A 15,786-nucleotide genomic window follows, 5' to 3' on the forward strand; every position below is an offset into this window, starting at 1 on the left:
GCTAGGCGCGGAACGGTTCGGCGGCCTCCAAGGTCACCTTCATGGTGCCGCCGTCGGGCAGCTGGTACTGGCGGGTCTCGCCGACCTTGGCACCCAGGATGGCGGCGCCGAGCGGCGAGTTCGGAGAGTAAACCTCCAGGTCACCGTGGCTGCCCTCCTCCCGGGAGCCGAGCAGGAACTTCTCCGGCTCGTCGTCGCCGTCGTAGCGGACGGTGAGCACCATGCCGGGCGCCGCCACGTCGGTCTCGGTCGGCGCCTGGCCGACCTTGGCGGTGCGCAGCAGCTCCTGGAGCTGCCGGATCCTGGCCTCCTGCTGGCCCTGCTCCTCGCGGGCGGCGTGGTATCCGCCGTTCTCCTTGAGGTCGCCCTCTTCGCGCCGCGCGTTGATTTCCGCAGCGATAACCGGCCGATTGGCGATCAGCTCATCGAGTTCATGCTTGAGCCGGTCGTAGGCATCCTGGGTCAGCCAGGTCACCTGGATCTCGGTCACGGTCATCACTCCTCCAGCCTTCCGGACCAGCGGTTTGCGGGTCGGTCATCCTTCGGGCCGCCCGTTCAGGGCACACGGCCCTGAGATGGAAAAACACGACCCGACGCCGGGCCGTGCGACGGCAACGGTAACACGCCGCCCAACCGTTCGGCGCAGTCTTTCGACGAACGGTCGACGTCACGGTGAAGTTCCCGAATCTGAGAGGCGTGCCGGTCGTTGGGAACCCGGCCAGCCGAGAGGATCTAGAGACGAGCCTGGTCAGAGACGACCCCACTCCCCCGCGACGCCCGGCGCAATAGTCGTTGCCAGATCGCCGCCGTCTGTGACCGATGTGGGTGATGTGACACGACGACCGGCGGCGGGAACAAACGGGTCAGTTCGATGGTTGGACCTGTGGTTCGGGATTGTCGGTGGCGTCGGGACAATGGTGTGGACACCGGACCGCTCGCGGCGCGGCGGTGACTGAGAACGAGGAAAGAGGACATGGTCGAGCCCCTTCGTCTGATGACCGTGCATGCCCATCCCGACGACGAGTCCAGCAAAGGCGCGGCCACCTGCGCGCGCTACGTCGCGGACGGTCACCAGGTCATGGTCGTCACCTGTACGGGGGGTGAGCGCGGCAGCATCCTCAACCCGGCCATGGACCGGCCCGAGGTGCTGGCCAACATGACCGAGATCCGGCGCGCCGAGATGGCCAGGGCGGCGGAGATCCTCGGCGTCGAGCACCGCTGGCTCGGCTACGTCGACTCCGGGCTGCCCGAGGGCGACCCGAAGCCACCGCTGCCGGAGGGCTGCTTCGCCGTCGGCGACCTGGACGAGCAGACCGGCTCGCTGGTCGCGGTGGTCCGCGAGTTCCGCCCGCACGTGATCATCACCTACGACGAGAACGGCGGCTACCCGCACCCGGACCACATCCGCTGCCACCAGATCTCGGTGGCGGCGTTCGAGGCGGCCGGCGACCCGGACCGCTACCCCGGCCTCGGCGAGCCCTGGCAGCCGCTCAAGCTGTACTACTCGCACGGCTTCTCCCGGAAGCGGATGATCGCGTTCCACGAGGCGATGCTGGCCGCCGGGCTGGAGTCGCCGTACACCGAATGGCTGAAGAACTGGTCGGACGACAAGGCGGATCCCGCCGATCGGGTGACCACCCGGGTGGAGTGCGGCGAGTACTTCCCGGTGCGGGACGAGGCGCTCAAGGCGCACGCCACCCAGATCGACCCGACCAGCCGCTGGTTCGGCGTCCCGCTGGAGCTGCAGCGACAGATCTGGCCGACCGAGGACTACGAGCTGGTGCGCTCGCTGGTCGGCGAGACCATCCCGGAGGACGACCTGTTCGCCGGCGTCAGGGAGCGTGTCTCGGCATGAGCCCACAACGCAACGTGCCCAGCGGGACCAATGCGAATGCCCTGCACGCCGAGCGAAGCGAGGCAGGTGTTACAGCATGAGTGTGAGCATGTGGCTCGCGCAGGATCCGCCGAAGCCGCCGCAGGGGCCGGAGTTCGGCGCGTCGTCGCCGGTCGGGCTGGTGGTGATCCTGCTGATGGCGGTCGCGCTGGTGTTCCTGATCCGGTCGATGAACAAGCATCTGCGCAAGGTGCCCAAGACGTTCAACGGTGAGGACGAGACACCTGAGCCGACGGCCGGGGAGCCCACGGAGGACAAGCCGAACGCCGCCAAGAACGGGGCCGGCGGCAAGGACGACTCCGGGTCGTAGCCGGCAGCCGGTGCTCGGAGCTGCCACCCTGGAGGCATGCCCAACCGGCTCGCGGACTCGACCAGCCCCTACCTGCTCCAACACGCCGACAACCCGGTCCACTGGTGGCCGTGGTGCCCCGAGGCGTTCGAGGAGGCCCGCCGCCGCGATGTGCCGGTGCTGCTGTCCATCGGGTACGCCGCCTGCCACTGGTGTCACGTCATGGCGCACGAGTCGTTCGAGGACGACGCGACCGCCGAACAGGTGAACGCCGAGTTCGTCGCGATCAAGGTCGACCGCGAGGAGCGCCCGGACATCGACGCCGTCTACATGACGGCCACCCAGGCCATGACCGGCGCCGGCGGCTGGCCGATGACCTGTTTCCTCACCCCGTCGGGCGAACCGTTCCACTGCGGCACGTACTACCCGCCGGCGCCGCGCCAGGGCATGCCCGGGTTCCGCCAGCTGCTCGCGGCCGTGAGCAGGGCGTGGACCGAGGACGGCGAGCGGGTCCGGGACGCGGCCGGCCAGATCGCCGAACGCCTCGCGGGCTCGGCCGCCGCCAACCTCCCGCCGACCGCCCTCGGCCCGAGCGACCTTGACGAGGCGGTGGCCGCGCTGGCCGGCGAGTTCGACGGCGACCGAGGCGGGTTCGGCGGCGCGCCGAAGTTCCCGCCGTCCATGACCCTGGAGTTCCTGCTGCGCCACCACGAGCGCACCGGCTCGCCCGACGCCCTGCGCATGGTCGAGCTGACCTGCGAGCGGATGGCCCGGGGCGGGATGTACGACCAGCTCGGCGGCGGCTTCGCCCGCTACAGCGTGGACGCGGCGTGGGTGGTGCCGCACTTCGAGAAGATGCTCTACGACAACGCCCAGCTGCTGCGGGTGTACGCCCACCTGGCCCGCCGCACCGGATCCCCGCTCGCGCACCGGATCGCCGACGAGACCGCCACCTTCCTGCTGCGCGACCTGCGCACCGCCGAGGGCGGCTTCGCCTCCGCGCTGGACGCCGACACGGACGGCGTGGAGGGCCTGACCTACGCCTGGACGCCGGCCCAGCTGCGCGAGGCGCTCGGCGACGACGACGGCGCCTGGGCGGCCGCCCTGCTCGCCGTGACCGAGGCCGGCACGTTCGAGCACGGCTCGTCCACCCTGCAACTACTCGCCGACCCGGACGACCCGGCCCGCTGGGAACGGGTGCGCGCAACCCTGCTCGCCGCCCGTACGCAGCGCCCGCAACCCGCCCGCGACGACAAGGTCGTCACCGCCTGGAACGGGCTGGCCATCGCCGCGCTGGCCGAGGCGGGCGGCGCGCTGGGCCGGCCGGACTGGGTGGACGCGGCGGCCTCGGCGGCGTCGCTGCTGCTGGAGCGGCACCTGGAGAACGGCCGGCTGCGCCGCTCGTCCCGGGACGGGGCCGTCGGCGCGGCGGCCGGCGTGCTGGAGGACTACGGCTGCCTGGCCGACGCCCTGCTCGCGCTGCACCAGGCCACCGGCGCGCCGCGCTGGCTGGACGCCGCGATCGGCCTGCTGGACACCGCGCTCGCCCACTTCGCCGACCCGCAGACCCCCGGCTCGTACTTCGACACCGCCGACGACGCCGAGGCCCTGCTGCACCGTCCGCGCGACTTCACCGACGGCGCCACCCCGTCCGGCGCGTCCGCGCTGGCCGGCGCGCTGCTCACCGCCTCGGTGCTCGCCGCGCCGGCATCGTCGGGACGGTTCGCCGAGGCCAGCGCGGCCGCGGTGGCGGCGGTGGGCGCGCTGGCCGGGCGGCATCCCCGGTTCGCCGGCCAGTGGCTGTCCGTCGCCGAGGCCGCCGCGCGCGGGCCGCTGCAGGTCGCGGTGGTCGGCCCGGAGGACGACGAACGCCGCTTTGCCCTGCGTACCTATACGCAGCGGGTCGCCCCCGGCGGCACGGTGGTGGTCGCCGGCGAGCCGGACGCCCCCGGGGTGCCGCTGCTGGCCGACCGCCCGCTGGTGTCCGGCGCGCCCGCCGCCTACGTGTGCCGGGGGTTCGTCTGCGACCGCCCGGTGACCACCGAGGCCGAGCTGGCCGCCGCCCTCACCTGAGCACGCGCACGGACGCCTACCCGGCAGTAGGGTTCAGAGGTAGGCCGCGTCGGTCGAGCGGCCGCCGTGACACGAGGAGGCTCCGCCATGCCCGAGGCCGTGATCGTCGCCGCCGCCCGGTCACCGATCGGACGCGCGTTCAAGGGATCGCTGGTCAGCATCCGCCCGGACGACCTGACCGTCCAGCTCGTCCGCGCCGCCCTGAACCAGGTCCCGCAGCTCGACCCGAGCCGGCTGGACGACCTGATGCTGGGCTGCGGGCTGCCCGGCGGTGAGTCCGGGTTCAACATGGCGCGGGCGGTGGCCGTGCTGCTCGGGTACGACGACCTGCCGGGCACCACGATCACCCGGTACTGCTCGTCCTCGCTGCAGACCACCCGGATGGCGTTCCACGCGATCAAGGCCGGCGAGGGGCACGCGTTCATCTCCGCCGGGGTGGAGACCGTGTCGCGGTTCACCAAGGGCAACTCCGACTCGCACCCGGACACCCAGAACCCGCTGTTCGCCGACGCCGCCGCCCGTACCCAGCAGGCCGCCGAGAACGGCGCGGACGCCTGGCACGACCCGCGCGAGGACGAGCTGCTGCCGGACGTCTACATCGCGATGGGCCAGACCGCCGAGAACGTGGCCCGGTACAAAGACGTCAGCCGCGAGGACATGGACCACTTCGGCGTGCTGTCCCAGAACCGGGCCGAGAAGGCCATCGCGGACGGCTTCTTCGCCCGCGAGATCACCCCGGTGACGTTGCCGGACGGCTCGGTGGTGGAGGCCGACGACGGCCCGCGCCCCGGCGTCACCTACGAGGCGGTGGCCGGGCTCAAGCCGGTGTTCCGGCCGGACGGGCGGGTTACGGCCGGCAACTGCTGCCCGCTCAACGACGGTGCCGCCGCGCTGGTGGTCATGTCCGACACGCTCGCGTCCGAGCTCGGCATCACCCCGCTGGCCAGGGTGATCTCCACCGGCGTCTCGGCGCTGTCCCCGGAGATCATGGGCCTCGGCCCGGTGGAGGCGTCCAAGCAGGCGCTGGGCCGCGCCGGGATGACCATCGACGACATCGACCTGGTCGAGATCAACGAGGCGTTCGCCGCCCAGGTCCTGCCGTCCGCCCGTGACCTGGGCATTCCGGAGGACAAGCTGAACGTCAACGGCGGCGCGATCGCGCTGGGCCACCCGTTCGGCATGACCGGCGCCCGGATCACCACCACCCTGATCAACGGCCTGCGCACGCACGACAAGAGCATCGGCCTGGAGACCATGTGCGTGGGCGGCGGCCAGGGCATGGCGATGGTGATCGAGCGCCTGAGCTAGCAGCACTCAAATACGAACGCCGCGAGCGCCACCGGGTAGGGAGGCGCTCGCGGCGTCGCCGGCCGGGGAGGGGGACCCGGCGGTCCAGGTGCGGACTGTGCCGCGGGTGGTGCTAGTCCTGCCGCAGGTAGCTGAGCAGCCGCAGGATCTCCAGGTACAGCCAGACCAGGGTAGTCATCAGCCCGAACGCGATGTACCAGGCGGTCTTGGCCGGCAGCCCGGCGCGGATGGCCTGGTCGGCCTGGTCGAAGTCGAGCAGCAGCATGAACGCCGCGATCCCGATGACCACCAGGCTGAAGATGATCGCCAGCGGGCCGCCGGAGCGGATGCCGATGCCGCCGGTGGTGAAGAAGCTGACGATGAAGTTCACCAGCATCAGGCCGACGACGCCGAACATGGCGCCCATCAGGATCTTGGTGAACCGAGGCGTCACCTTCACCGCGCCGGTCTTGTACACGACCAGCATGCCGACGAAGACACCGAACGTGCCGACGATGGCCTGGAACCCGATGCCGGCGTACCTGTTGCTGGCCGACTCCAGCGCGCCGGTGATGCCGCCCAGCGCCACCCCCATGGCCGCCGAGTAGGTGATCACCAGGGCCGGGTTGCTGCTCTGCTTGAAGATGACGATCAGCGACACGATGAAGCCGACGATGAACGCCGGGAGCGCCAGCCAGTACATGCCGCTGAGCACGGTGAGAACGCCGGCGACCAGCGCGATGCCGGCGGTGATCGCGGTCTTGGTGACGACGTCGTCGACGGTGATCGGTCGCTCGGTGTCCTGCGCCCGGTCGAGCCCGGCCGGGCCGGACGCGTGGCCATACGCTGCCGCACCCCCGGCGGCGCCACCGAGCCGGTCGTCGAATCCGGCGTAGCCGCCCGAGCCCGAAGGCAAGTTGCGGAACGCGGGGTTACTACTGGTGCGCACCCTGGTCCTCCTCGCGGAACCCGTAGACGGGCCGTAGCTGGCCCTCACCCCCCTAACGCATCTACCAGGCGGTCGGTTCCCCGGGCCAGCGAAATCCGCGAGGATGGCCCACCGGCGTCAGGCGGCGGGCTCCTCGGCGGGCGAGGCGGCGAGGACGGCGGCCAGCTCGGCCGGCGAGGCGTTGCCACCGGTGATCACGATGCCCACCCGCGCGCCCGCCAACCTGGGGGCCACCGCGAGCAGCCCGGCCAGCGACGCGGCGCCGGCGCCCTCGGCGAGGGTGTGCGCGTGGGTGAGCAGCAGCAGTTGGGCGGCGCGCACCGCATCGTCGTCGACCAGCACGAAGTCGGACAGGTGCCGGCGCAGGACGGCCTGCGTGGTGGCGTACCCGGCGCCGATGGCCAGGCCTTCCAGTGCCGTCCGGTTGGGCCGTTCGAGCAGCTCGCCGGCCCGCCACGAGTCGTGCGCGGCGCACGAGCGGGCGCTCTGCACGGCGATCACCCGGCAGCCCGGTGCGACGGCGGCGGCCACCAGGCACGCGGACGCCGCCCCGCTGCCCCCGCCGACCGGCACGAACAGGTACTCCAGGTCCGGGTGAGCGGTGAGCAGCTCCAGGTAGAGGGTGCCGACGCCGGCGATGAGCGCGGGCTCGTCGGCGGGATGGACGAACCGGGCGCCGTCCCGCTCGGCCAGCGCGCGGGCGTGCGCGGAGGCGGCCTCCATGGTCTCGCCGTGCAGCACCAGCTCGGCGCCCCACCCGCGCAGCGCCCGCACCTTGGTCGGGTTCGCCGGCTCGGGCAGCACGATCCGGCACCGCGCGCCGAACGCGCCCGACGCGTACGCCAGCGACTGGCCGTGGTTCCCGGTGGAGGCCGAGACGACGCCCCGCGCGCGCTCCGCCGGCGCCATCCCGGCCAGCAGGTTCAGCCCGCCGCGCACCTTGAACGCCCCGGTCGGCTGGACCTCCTCGTGCTTGAGGACGACCCGCGCGCCGGTGACCTCGTCCAGCGCCGGTGACCCCCATGCCGGCGTCGGCTCCAGATGCCCCGCGATGGCTCGCCCGGCGGCTCGAACGTCCTCGATGTCCACGCCGTCCATGGTGGCCACGATCGACACATCAATCCAATGCCACTACGTTCTAGAACACATAGACGGGATCGATACGTACACCCCAACAATACAACGCAGCGCTGTATTGTTATGCGACGAGCCGACGGGACGACGGATGTTCAGCTTGACGCGGTTGCGGGTGCTGGCCGCCGTGGCGGAGCATGGGTCGGTCACCGCGGCGGCGGCCGCCTTGCACTACGCACAGCCGTCGGTCAGCCACCACCTGGCCAGGCTGGAGGCGGAGACCGGCGCGGTGCTGGTGCAACGGGTCGGCAGGGGCGTGCGGCTGACCGACGCCGGCCGGATGCTCGCGGCCCGAGCCACCGAGATCCTCGGCCGGGTGGATGCCGCGCGCGCCGAGCTGGACGAGCACACCGGCCTGCGCACCGGCCGGGTCCGCCTGGCCGCCTTCCCCTCCGCGCTCGGCACCATCGTGCCCACCGCCGCCGCCCGCCTGCGCGCCACCCACCCGCACCTCGCCCTCGAACTGACCGAGGCGGAACCCCCCGAAGCCCTGTCCATGCTCCGCTCCGGCGACGTCGACGCGGCCGTCGTCTTCCACCACAGCCCCGAGGCCGTCGACGCCGACACCGACCTGCGCCTCGACCCCCTGGACGACGAGGCCCTGCACCTGGTCGGCCCCGCCGCCGACCCCTGGCCCGCGACCCTGCCCGACCACGCCGACGCCGACTGGATCGCCGGCTGCGAGCGCTGCCGCAACCACCTGCTCTGGCTGTGCGCCCAGGCCGGCTTCACCCCCCGAATCCGCTTCACCACCGACGACTACGTGGCCACCCAGGCCCTGGTGTCCGCCGGCCTGGGCATGACGGTCCTGCCCGACCTCGCCCTGCGCGCCTACCGCCACCCCGGCGTCCGCACCACCGAGCTCACCGGCACCACCCGCCGCGTCCTGCTCGCCCGCTACGGCCGCCCACCCGACCCACCCGCCGTCCTCGCCCTCACCACCGCCCTCACCACCGCCCTCACCAACCCCTGACAGCGGTCACGGATCGCGACCGACCCCGGTACCTCGGTGCACGCTCCTACTTTCGAGTGGTTGGCCTTACCGCGCTGGCCAGCGGCTCGTTAACCGGGTATGACGGCGCTGCGTGATCGGTCCACCACGGCGCGTACCGTCGATCGGGCGCTCGCCCAGCTCACCGGCGCGCTCAAGCACGGCGGTTTCGGCACCAGCGCGACCACCGAACGCCGCGGCCGCCGCCGACGCCGTACCACCGAGATCGACCACGTCGACCTGAAGGTCAGCGCCGAGCGCCAGCGCATCGCCGGCGCGCTGCACGACGACGTCAGCCAACTGCTGTTCGCGATGGCCGCCAGAGCCCGCCGCGCCCACGACCTGCACCCCGACGACCCCGCCGAGCTGCGCGAGGCCCTCAGGCTCATCGCCGAGCAGCTCCAGGAGGCACAACAGCGGGTGCGCGGCGTGATCAGCGCGTGCGGCCCGACATCGGCGTCGGACACCGTCCCCACCGCCGCGCAGCGCGACCTCGACGACTTCACCGACCGGACCGGGGTGAGCGCGGACCTGCTGGTGCGCGGCCGCCCGGTGCACCTCGCGCCTCCGGTGGAACGCGTCGCACTGAGCTGCCTGCGCCAGGCCCTGTTCAACATCGAGCGACACGCGCACGCGGGCCTGGTGGTCGTCACGCTGGACTACCAGCCCGACCGGCTGGCCATGATCGTCCAGGACGACGGCCGAGGCCTCCCTGACGGGTTCGAGCCGCGCGCGGTGCCCGCCGACGGCCACCACTGGGGGTTCACCTCCATGGCCGAACAGGTCGAACGCCTCGGCGGGTCCGTGCTCCTGCGCCGCGCCCCGGACAGCGACGTCGACAGCGACATGGCCGGCGACATGGCCGGAGGCACCCAACTGCGGGTCGAGCTGCCCCGGCCGGCCGAGGCGCGATGACCGAACGGCGGATCCTGGTGGTCGACGACCACCCCGTGGTGCTGGACGGGGTGCGCAACCTGCTGGCCGGGCATCCGGACCTGCGGGTGGTCGGAGAGGCCGACGAGCCGGGAGCCGCCGTCCGGCTGGCCCGCGAGCTGCGCCCGGACGCGGTGATCCTGGACCTGCGGATGGGCGGGCGGTTCAGCCCGGAGACCTCCGCCTCGGTGAAGGCCGCCGCGCCGGGCTGCAAGGTGCTCATCCACACCTCCTCGGAGGAGAACGAACCCGTGCTGGCCGCGCTGCGGGCCGGCGCGGACGGCGCCGTGTTCAAGGACGGCCGCGACCTGGTGACCGCGCTGCGCACGCTGCTCGACACCGGCGAGGGCTACCTGGACCCCCGGTTACGCGGCGAGCGCGCGGCGGCAAGGGGCGGCGAGCCCGGCCGGCCGGTGGTCGATCCGCTGTCCCCCCGGGAGTACGACGTGCTGTGCGCGCTCGCGCTCGGCCGGTCCACCCGGGAGATCGCCCAGGAGCTGTTCCTGACCGAGAGCACCGTGCGGGGCTACACCAAGGCCCTGCTCACCAAGCTCGGCGTGCGCAGCCGGATCGAGGCGCTCGCGGTCGCCCGGCGAGCCCAGCTGATCTGACCCGCGACGACCGCCGCTCACCTACCCGGGTGATCTTCATCCGGCCGACGGCGTGTCCGTGTCCGACGCCCATCCGCTCGGCCGTCCCCACGGCGATGCCGCCAACTCGTGACACTTCGCGGACGGCCGTGCACGCAGCGCTACCACCGACCCCCTTGTTCAGTGTTTTTTACACAACGATCGGGCGACCCCGTACCCTCTACGGCTAGCCCCCGTAGCCCAATCGGCAGAGGCAAGCCCCTTAAAAGGGCCGCAGTGTGGGTTCGACTCCCACCGGGGGCACCCGAGAGTCGCCTGTAAAGGCGCCTTTACCTGCGCAGACACAACGAGTTATTGATCTTGTCGCAACACTCGGGGCGGGGTTAGCCACGTCACCGGACCCGGCCGAATAGCGCCTCCGGCATGTGAGCATCACCACTATTGCCGGGTATCCGCGCCGGCTCCGCCCATCCCCGATCCCGATCATCAGATCCGACACGCCGCGACACGCCGAACCCGTCCAACATTCCGGCCAGAGCGTGCCGACCGCCCGGTCCCCGCCTCGCCCGGGCCGGCAGACGGCTCGGTGACCCCGGTGGCCGACTCCCCGGACACCCCCTCGACAGCCGCGTCCCACGAGCCGAGCAGGAGCCCGAACCAATACCGCACAAAGCCATTCAACAGCGACAATCAGGCACGTAACGCCACCATTCGAAACCGGCCACTCAACAGCTTGATATCCGAGGTCACGGCCACATCACGGCCACCGCGCCGGACCCCGAACCGGCCACCCAGACAATTGTGAAACCTCGAATGCGACCGATCGCGACACGCCACCGAAAAGGCCGCTCAGAATGGGTTGACCACCCGTCCGCGCCGATCACGCAGACCCACCGGCGCACACCGTGCTCACTCGATCGAGCTACCCGGACCGACCGGCCCGCACCCGACCCCACCGCGCCCGCCCGCACGCCCCTGGCCGCGCCGAACCGCCCCCTGAACACGCCGCGCGGCCCGGCCAGGACGTGGGTATAGTCACCGCGTCATTCGCCGCGCCGTCGCCGCGCAACCGCTTCGTGGGACACGTCAGGGACTAGGGGTATCACCATGCGTAGTGGCGTGAGGTTCGCAGCCCTCCTCGGTACCGTGGCGGCCGCCGGGGCGATAGCGGTGTTCGCACCGCACCCGAGCGCCTACGCCGCGACCGGGAGCTTCACCTACACCGCGGGTGACGGAAAGGTCCGGACCAGCTCCAGCCCGCCGTCCGGGAAATGCGTCCCGCTGGTCGGCAGCGGCCCGGTCAAGAACATGACCGACGCCCGGCTGGAGCTGTACGACACGCCCGCCTGCGAGCGCAAGAACCGGATCGCGAAGGTCGACTCGATGGGCACCGGCCAGGTCGGCGCGTTCCAGGCCGCCTACTGGGACGGCTGAGCACCGGCCGAGCCCGGCGCACCGCCACCGCCGCCCACCGAACGGGTGGCGCACCCCGCGGTTTTCTCAAGTCTCTCTCAAGCAATCTGGACGCCCCCGTCCGCGGCTGCTTAAACTCCGCGCCCAGCTGATTTATCCATTTCAGCGATTTTGAGCGCAACCATGCGCCCGTCAAGGGGGACGACGGTGGCCAGACCCGAGATTGAGGCCGAGGATTCTGCGCAGTACGAGTCGCGTACTGATATAGCAGTGTTCGAGGATCAGGGTTACAAGAAGGAGCTCGGCAACCGCCAGGTCCAGATGATCGCGATCGGCGGTGCGATCGGCAGCGGGTTGTTCCTGGGCGCCGGCGGCCGGCTGCACTCGGCCGGGCCGGCGTTGATGCTGGTCTACGCGGTGGCCGGGGCGTTCGCGTTCCTGGTGGTGCGGGCCATGGGCGAGATGGTGATGCACCGGCCGACGTCCGGCTCGTTCGTCTCCTACAGCCGGGAGTTCATCGGCGAGCGCTCCGCCTACTTCGCCGGCTGGATGTATTTCCTGAACTGGGCCTGCAGCGGAATGGGTGACGTCACGGCGGCGGCCGTCTACGTCAAGTTCTTCTTTCCGAACCTCGACCAGTGGATCCCGGCGCTGATCGCGCTCGGCGTGGTGCTCGCGGTCAACCTGGCCTCGGTGAAGATATTCGGCGAGCTGGAGTTCTGGTTCGCGCTCATCAAGGTGGCCACCCTGGTGGCGTTCATGGTGATCGCCATCGTGGTGCTGATCAGCCGCCGGGAGGTCGCCCCCGGCTTCGAGACCGGGCCGCAGATGATCTTCGAGCACGGCGGGTTCTTCCCGTTCGGGCTGCTCGCGGTGCTGATGATCCTGCAGGGCGTGGTGTTCGCCTACGCCGGCGTGGAGATGGTCGGCGTGGCGGCCGGCGAGACCGACAACCCGCGCAAGGTCATCCCGAAGGCCGTCAACTCGGTGGGCTGGCGGATCGCGGTGTTCTACGTCGGCTCGGTGCTGCTGCTGGTCATGCTGCTGCCCTCGGCGATGTACTCCTCGGCCGGCAGCCCGTTCGTCACCGTGCTGTCCAAGCTGGGCATCCCGGCGGCGGCCGGGATCATGAACATCGTGGTGCTCACCGCGGCGCTCTCGTCGGTGAACTCCGGGCTCTACACCACCGGCCGGGTGCTGCGCTCGCTGGCGTTCAACGGCTCGGCCCCGATGTTCCTCGGCAGGATGAGCACACACGGCGTGCCGTACGCCGGCGTGCTGCTCACCGGGTTCATCTACCTGGTCGGGGTGTTCCTCAACCTGCTGCTGCCGCACGAGGCGTTCGAGATCACCACCGAGTTCTCCGCCGTCGGCATCATCGGCATGTGGTCGATGATCATGATCGCGCACCTGGCCATGCTCAGGGCCGCCAAGCGCGGCTTCGTCGAGCGGCCGGCGTTCCGGCTGCCGGGCGCGCCGTTCACGAACTACCTCACGCTCGGGTTCCTGCTCGTGGTGCTGGCCATGACCTGGTTCAACGGCGAGACCGGCAAGATCGTCGTCTCCGGCATCCCGGTGATCGTCGTGCTGCTCGTGGTCGGCTGGTTCGCCGCCCGCAAGCGGGTGCACGAGATCCGCAAGCACGGCGCGGCGCACCATCATTAGTCGGGCGTGAGCGCCTCCCAGCTCTCGGACAGGGCCGTCAGCTCGCGCAACAGGGCGTCCTGGCGGTCGGGCCGGTAGCCGCTCATCAGCATGGTCTCGAGCTCGTGGACCCGCTGGCCGGCGGTGCGCAGCGTGGTGGCGCCGGCCTCGGTCAGGTAGAGCAGGCGCTTGCGGCCGTCCTCGGGCGGCGTCTCGCGGGTGATCAGCCGCCGGTCCTCCAGGCGGCGCACGATGCTGGCCATGGTGGAGCGGTCCAGCGCCACCGCCCTGGCCAGCGAGCCCTGCTCGGCGCCGGGATAGGCGTTCACGGCGGTCAGCACCGCGAACTGCGGGCCGGTGAGCGTGGCGTCCACCAGCCGCACCCAGGCGGCCAGGTACGCCTGGTGCAACCGCCGAACCACGTAGCCAGGTGCGGCCAGCAGCTCGGGGGGAGCAGGGAGTTCACCGGGACCGTCCGGCTGTAAGGCACCACCCACCTGACAACTCAACCACGCCCGGCAAATCGCTGGCACACCACGCCCCGAGTCTGGTACCGGGATGGGCGTCCACCGACCGTTTATCAGCCACTCTCAGTATCCAACTACGCTCACGCTCCGTACTTCAGTAGCCTCCGCCCGGAGGCCCGCCGTGTATCGGCTGATGGATTTCGGAGACCGCATTGAGCCAGCTGAACCGGCGCGGAGTCGTTGCCGTCTGTGTCACCGTCCTCGCCGCCGTGATCGCCGGGTGTAGCGCCCCGGCCCCCATCGTGAAGCCGCCGCCCGCGTCGCAGAGCCCGGTGCCCACCACCTCCCCCGACAACCGGGGCGCGATCCGCCCACTGGCCAGGCCCACCGGCTGCACCAGCACCGCGCTGGACGCCAACTCCATGACCCAGGCCGTGTCCGCCGCCCGCCCCGGCAGCAAGATCTGCGTGTTCGGCGACATGGGCAGCACCCGCCTGACCGTCGACCAGTCCGGCAGCGCGCAGGCCCCGATCCAGGTCGTCGGCGACGGCACGACGTCGGTCAAAGGCATCACCGTGAAGGCCGACTACGTGACGATCTCCGGCCTCAACTCGATGAACGCGGAGGCGCCCGGCATCGAGCTGACCGGCCGGCACCTGACGGTGGAGAACTCCACCTCGATCAGCCCGCGCCAGGAGGACGGCGACGCCCTGCGGTTCTGGGGCAGCGACATCACCATCAAACACAACACCATGCGCAACACCCGCAACATCCGCGCGCACGCGGACTGCATGCAGACCTTCGCCACCGACGGCGACCACCCGGCCAGCCAGCGGGTCGTCATCGACAGCAACCGCTGCGAGGACATCGACAACACCTGCCTGATCGCCGAGGGCCCGAACAGCCTGGCCGGCGACGGCAGCGGCGTCGGCGCGACCGCCGACATCAGGTTCGTCAACAACTACTGCGACAACCGAGCGGCCCAGGCCCTGCAGATCGACGACGTGCAGAACGTCGTGTTCAGCAACAACGAGATCGCCGGCCCCATCCATCACGCGCTGGCCCTGCAGAACAAGAGCACCGGCGCGAAGGTCAGCGGAAACAAGCTGAGGCCGAGCATCAAGTTCGAGGTCGGCATCGACGGCTCCTCGCGGCCCGGCTACAAGGGCCCGGACCCCGGCGGAAGCCCGTGACCCCGGCTCACGCCGAGGCGCGGCCGGCGGCGGGGCTGGCGTGTTCGGTGAGGGCGGTCAGGAAGGCGGCGGCGAGCGGATCCGCGCCACCTCGGGTGTAGCCGGCCAGCACGCGCGTGATCGGCGGGTCCGTCCAGCGCAGCGCGCCGTCGAAGCGGGCGGGGATGACGTTCGACGGGGTCAGGGTGGGGCCCAGGCCGGCGGCCGCGAGCACCGGCGCGGTGGCGGTCTGTTCGGTGCGTACGGCGGCGCGCGGGGTGAAGCCGGCGGCCGCGCAGGCCCTGTCCAGCAGCTCGGCGAGGCCGTGACCTGGCGCGTAGTGCACCCAGCCCCGGTCGGCCAGCTCCCGTAGGTTCACCCGGGAACCGTTCGCGCATATCGGATCGTCCGGGGGCAGCACCAGCACGAACTCCTCGGTGCCGATCTCCCGGACGGTGCCGTCCCACTCCGGCGGCACCGGCCCGACCGCGACGTCCGCCCGGCCCGCGTCCATGGCCTCCCGCAGCTCGTCGGCATGCCGGAACTCCAGCAGCCGCACGTGCACGTCCGGATGCGCCCGCCGCCACGCCCGCAGCACCGGCGGCAGCACGCCAAGGCTCACCGAGTAGATGGTGGCCACGTCCAGCTCGCCGCACTCCAGCCCGCCGGCCCGCCGCGCCGCCTGCCCGGCCCGCCCGGCGTCCGCGAGCGCGGCCCGAGCGTGCGGCAGCATCGCCCGCCCCATCGCCGTCGGCCGCACGGCCCTGGGCAGCCGCTCCAACAGCGGCCCTCCCACCCGCCGCTCCAGCGCCCGCACCTGGTGCGACAGCGCGGGCTGACTGACGTGCAACAACGCCGCCGCCTTCGTGAACGACCCGGTGTCGACCACGGTGACCAGGTACTCCAGCTGCCGCAGGTTGAGCATGCACACAATCTATGCCTGCGAGCAC

Annotated in this window: 15 protein-coding genes and 1 tRNA gene; 11 read left to right on the forward strand and 5 right to left on the reverse strand. The window is 71.5% G+C overall.

Going from position 1 to position 15,786, the window contains the following annotated elements:
* Window position 1 precedes the first annotated feature (1 nt).
* The gene (gene greA, locus N912_RS0139380) at window positions 2-490 is read right to left on the reverse strand and encodes a transcription elongation factor GreA (RefSeq protein ID WP_028926754.1); all 489 of its coding nucleotides are present in this window, start codon (window positions 488-490) and stop codon (window positions 2-4) included.
* A gap of 483 nt (window positions 491-973) precedes the next feature.
* Here greA and mca point away from each other — a divergent pair, with 483 nt between their 5' ends.
* The 4 genes from mca to N912_RS0139400 all read left to right on the forward strand — a co-directional run bounded on the left by mca (window position 974) and on the right by N912_RS0139400 (window position 5,564).
* Window positions 974-1,855: a mycothiol conjugate amidase Mca gene (gene mca, locus N912_RS0139385; protein WP_028926755.1), complete on the forward strand. Its 882-nt coding sequence runs from the start codon at window positions 974-976 to the stop codon at window positions 1,853-1,855.
* 76 nt (window positions 1,856-1,931) lie between these two features.
* Window positions 1,932-2,204, forward strand: a complete 273-nt coding sequence (locus N912_RS0139390) for a hypothetical protein (RefSeq protein WP_028926756.1) — start codon at window positions 1,932-1,934, stop codon at window positions 2,202-2,204.
* Between the two features lie 36 nt (window positions 2,205-2,240).
* Window positions 2,241-4,256: a thioredoxin domain-containing protein gene (locus N912_RS0139395; RefSeq protein WP_028926757.1), complete on the forward strand. Its 2,016-nt coding sequence runs from the start codon at window positions 2,241-2,243 to the stop codon at window positions 4,254-4,256.
* An 87-nt stretch (window positions 4,257-4,343) separates the two neighbouring features.
* On the forward strand, window positions 4,344-5,564 hold the full coding sequence (locus N912_RS0139400) for an acetyl-CoA C-acetyltransferase (protein WP_028926758.1): 1,221 nt from the start codon (window positions 4,344-4,346) through the stop codon (window positions 5,562-5,564).
* A 112-nt stretch (window positions 5,565-5,676) separates the two neighbouring features.
* On the opposite strand, the gene N912_RS0139405 is transcribed toward N912_RS0139400, so the two are convergent.
* Both N912_RS0139405 and N912_RS0139410 read right to left on the reverse strand, forming a co-directional pair.
* Window positions 5,677-6,492, reverse strand: coding sequence for a Bax inhibitor-1/YccA family protein (locus N912_RS0139405; RefSeq protein ID WP_028926759.1), 816 nt, complete (start codon window positions 6,490-6,492; stop codon window positions 5,677-5,679).
* Between the two features lie 117 nt (window positions 6,493-6,609).
* Window positions 6,610-7,590 carry a threonine ammonia-lyase gene (locus N912_RS0139410; RefSeq protein ID WP_028926760.1) on the reverse strand — a complete coding sequence of 327 codons (981 nt, stop codon included), beginning with the start codon at window positions 7,588-7,590 and terminating at the stop codon, window positions 6,610-6,612.
* A 127-nt stretch (window positions 7,591-7,717) separates the two neighbouring features.
* On the opposite strand from N912_RS0139410, the gene N912_RS0139415 reads away from it, so the two are divergent.
* From N912_RS0139415 to N912_RS0139440, 6 genes are all read left to right on the forward strand, one after another.
* Window positions 7,718-8,599, forward strand: coding sequence for a LysR family transcriptional regulator (locus N912_RS0139415; RefSeq protein WP_028926761.1), 882 nt, complete (start codon window positions 7,718-7,720; stop codon window positions 8,597-8,599).
* A gap of 99 nt (window positions 8,600-8,698) precedes the next feature.
* The gene (locus N912_RS57480) at window positions 8,699-9,532 is read left to right on the forward strand and encodes a sensor histidine kinase (RefSeq protein ID WP_037068960.1); all 834 of its coding nucleotides are present in this window, start codon (window positions 8,699-8,701) and stop codon (window positions 9,530-9,532) included.
* Window positions 9,529-10,161 (forward strand): response regulator, encoded by a 633-nt coding sequence (locus tag N912_RS0139425; RefSeq protein WP_028926762.1) that lies wholly within the window; start codon window positions 9,529-9,531, stop codon window positions 10,159-10,161. The genes N912_RS57480 and N912_RS0139425 overlap by 4 nt, the downstream gene beginning before the upstream one ends.
* A 208-nt stretch (window positions 10,162-10,369) precedes the next feature.
* Window positions 10,370-10,443, forward strand: a tRNA-Leu gene (locus tag N912_RS0139430).
* 816 nt (window positions 10,444-11,259) lie between these two features.
* The gene (locus tag N912_RS0139435) at window positions 11,260-11,574 is read left to right on the forward strand and encodes a hypothetical protein (protein WP_028926763.1); all 315 of its coding nucleotides are present in this window, start codon (window positions 11,260-11,262) and stop codon (window positions 11,572-11,574) included.
* Between the two features lie 300 nt (window positions 11,575-11,874).
* Window positions 11,875-13,218 carry an amino acid permease gene (locus tag N912_RS0139440; protein WP_245645764.1) on the forward strand — a complete coding sequence of 448 codons (1,344 nt, stop codon included), beginning with the start codon at window positions 11,875-11,877 and terminating at the stop codon, window positions 13,216-13,218.
* Here N912_RS0139440 and N912_RS57485 read toward each other — a convergent pair.
* Window positions 13,215-13,619, reverse strand: coding sequence for a MarR family winged helix-turn-helix transcriptional regulator (locus N912_RS57485; RefSeq protein WP_245645758.1), 405 nt, complete (start codon window positions 13,617-13,619; stop codon window positions 13,215-13,217). The genes N912_RS0139440 and N912_RS57485 overlap by 4 nt on opposite strands.
* A 257-nt stretch (window positions 13,620-13,876) precedes the next feature.
* On the opposite strand from N912_RS57485, the gene N912_RS0139450 reads away from it, so the two are divergent.
* Complete coding sequence (locus N912_RS0139450) at window positions 13,877-14,857, forward strand: right-handed parallel beta-helix repeat-containing protein (RefSeq protein ID WP_028926765.1); 981 nt, start codon at window positions 13,877-13,879, stop codon at window positions 14,855-14,857.
* A 7-nt stretch (window positions 14,858-14,864) separates the two neighbouring features.
* On the opposite strand, the gene N912_RS0139455 is transcribed toward N912_RS0139450, so the two are convergent.
* Window positions 14,865-15,761, reverse strand: coding sequence for a LysR family transcriptional regulator (locus N912_RS0139455; RefSeq protein WP_028926766.1), 897 nt, complete (start codon window positions 15,759-15,761; stop codon window positions 14,865-14,867).
* Window positions 15,762-15,786: the final 25 nt, after the last annotated feature.

The organism is Actinospineispora acaciae DSM 45401, assembly GCF_000620785.1.
GTDB lineage: Bacteria > Actinomycetota > Actinomycetes > Mycobacteriales > Pseudonocardiaceae > Pseudonocardia > Pseudonocardia acaciae.

Excerpts from the sequence above, each read along its gene's own strand:
- mca (WP_028926755.1), top strand. The coding sequence starts at position 974 with ATGGTCGAGCCCCTTCGTCTGATGACCGTGCATGCCCATCCCGACGAC.
- N912_RS0139390 (WP_028926756.1), top strand. The coding sequence starts at position 1,932 with ATGAGTGTGAGCATGTGGCTCGCGCAGGATCCGCCGAAGCCGCCGCAG.
- N912_RS0139395 (WP_028926757.1), top strand. The coding sequence starts at position 2,241 with ATGCCCAACCGGCTCGCGGACTCGACCAGCCCCTACCTGCTCCAACAC.
- N912_RS0139400 (WP_028926758.1), top strand. The coding sequence starts at position 4,344 with ATGCCCGAGGCCGTGATCGTCGCCGCCGCCCGGTCACCGATCGGACGC.
- N912_RS0139410 (WP_028926760.1), bottom strand. The coding sequence starts at position 7,590 with ATGGACGGCGTGGACATCGAGGACGTTCGAGCCGCCGGGCGAGCCATC.
- N912_RS0139415 (WP_028926761.1), top strand. The coding sequence starts at position 7,718 with ATGTTCAGCTTGACGCGGTTGCGGGTGCTGGCCGCCGTGGCGGAGCAT.
- N912_RS57480 (WP_037068960.1), top strand. The coding sequence starts at position 8,699 with ATGACGGCGCTGCGTGATCGGTCCACCACGGCGCGTACCGTCGATCGG.
- N912_RS0139425 (WP_028926762.1), top strand. The coding sequence starts at position 9,529 with ATGACCGAACGGCGGATCCTGGTGGTCGACGACCACCCCGTGGTGCTG.
- N912_RS0139440 (WP_245645764.1), top strand. The coding sequence starts at position 11,875 with ATGATCGCGATCGGCGGTGCGATCGGCAGCGGGTTGTTCCTGGGCGCC.
- N912_RS0139455 (WP_028926766.1), bottom strand. The coding sequence starts at position 15,761 with ATGCTCAACCTGCGGCAGCTGGAGTACCTGGTCACCGTGGTCGACACC.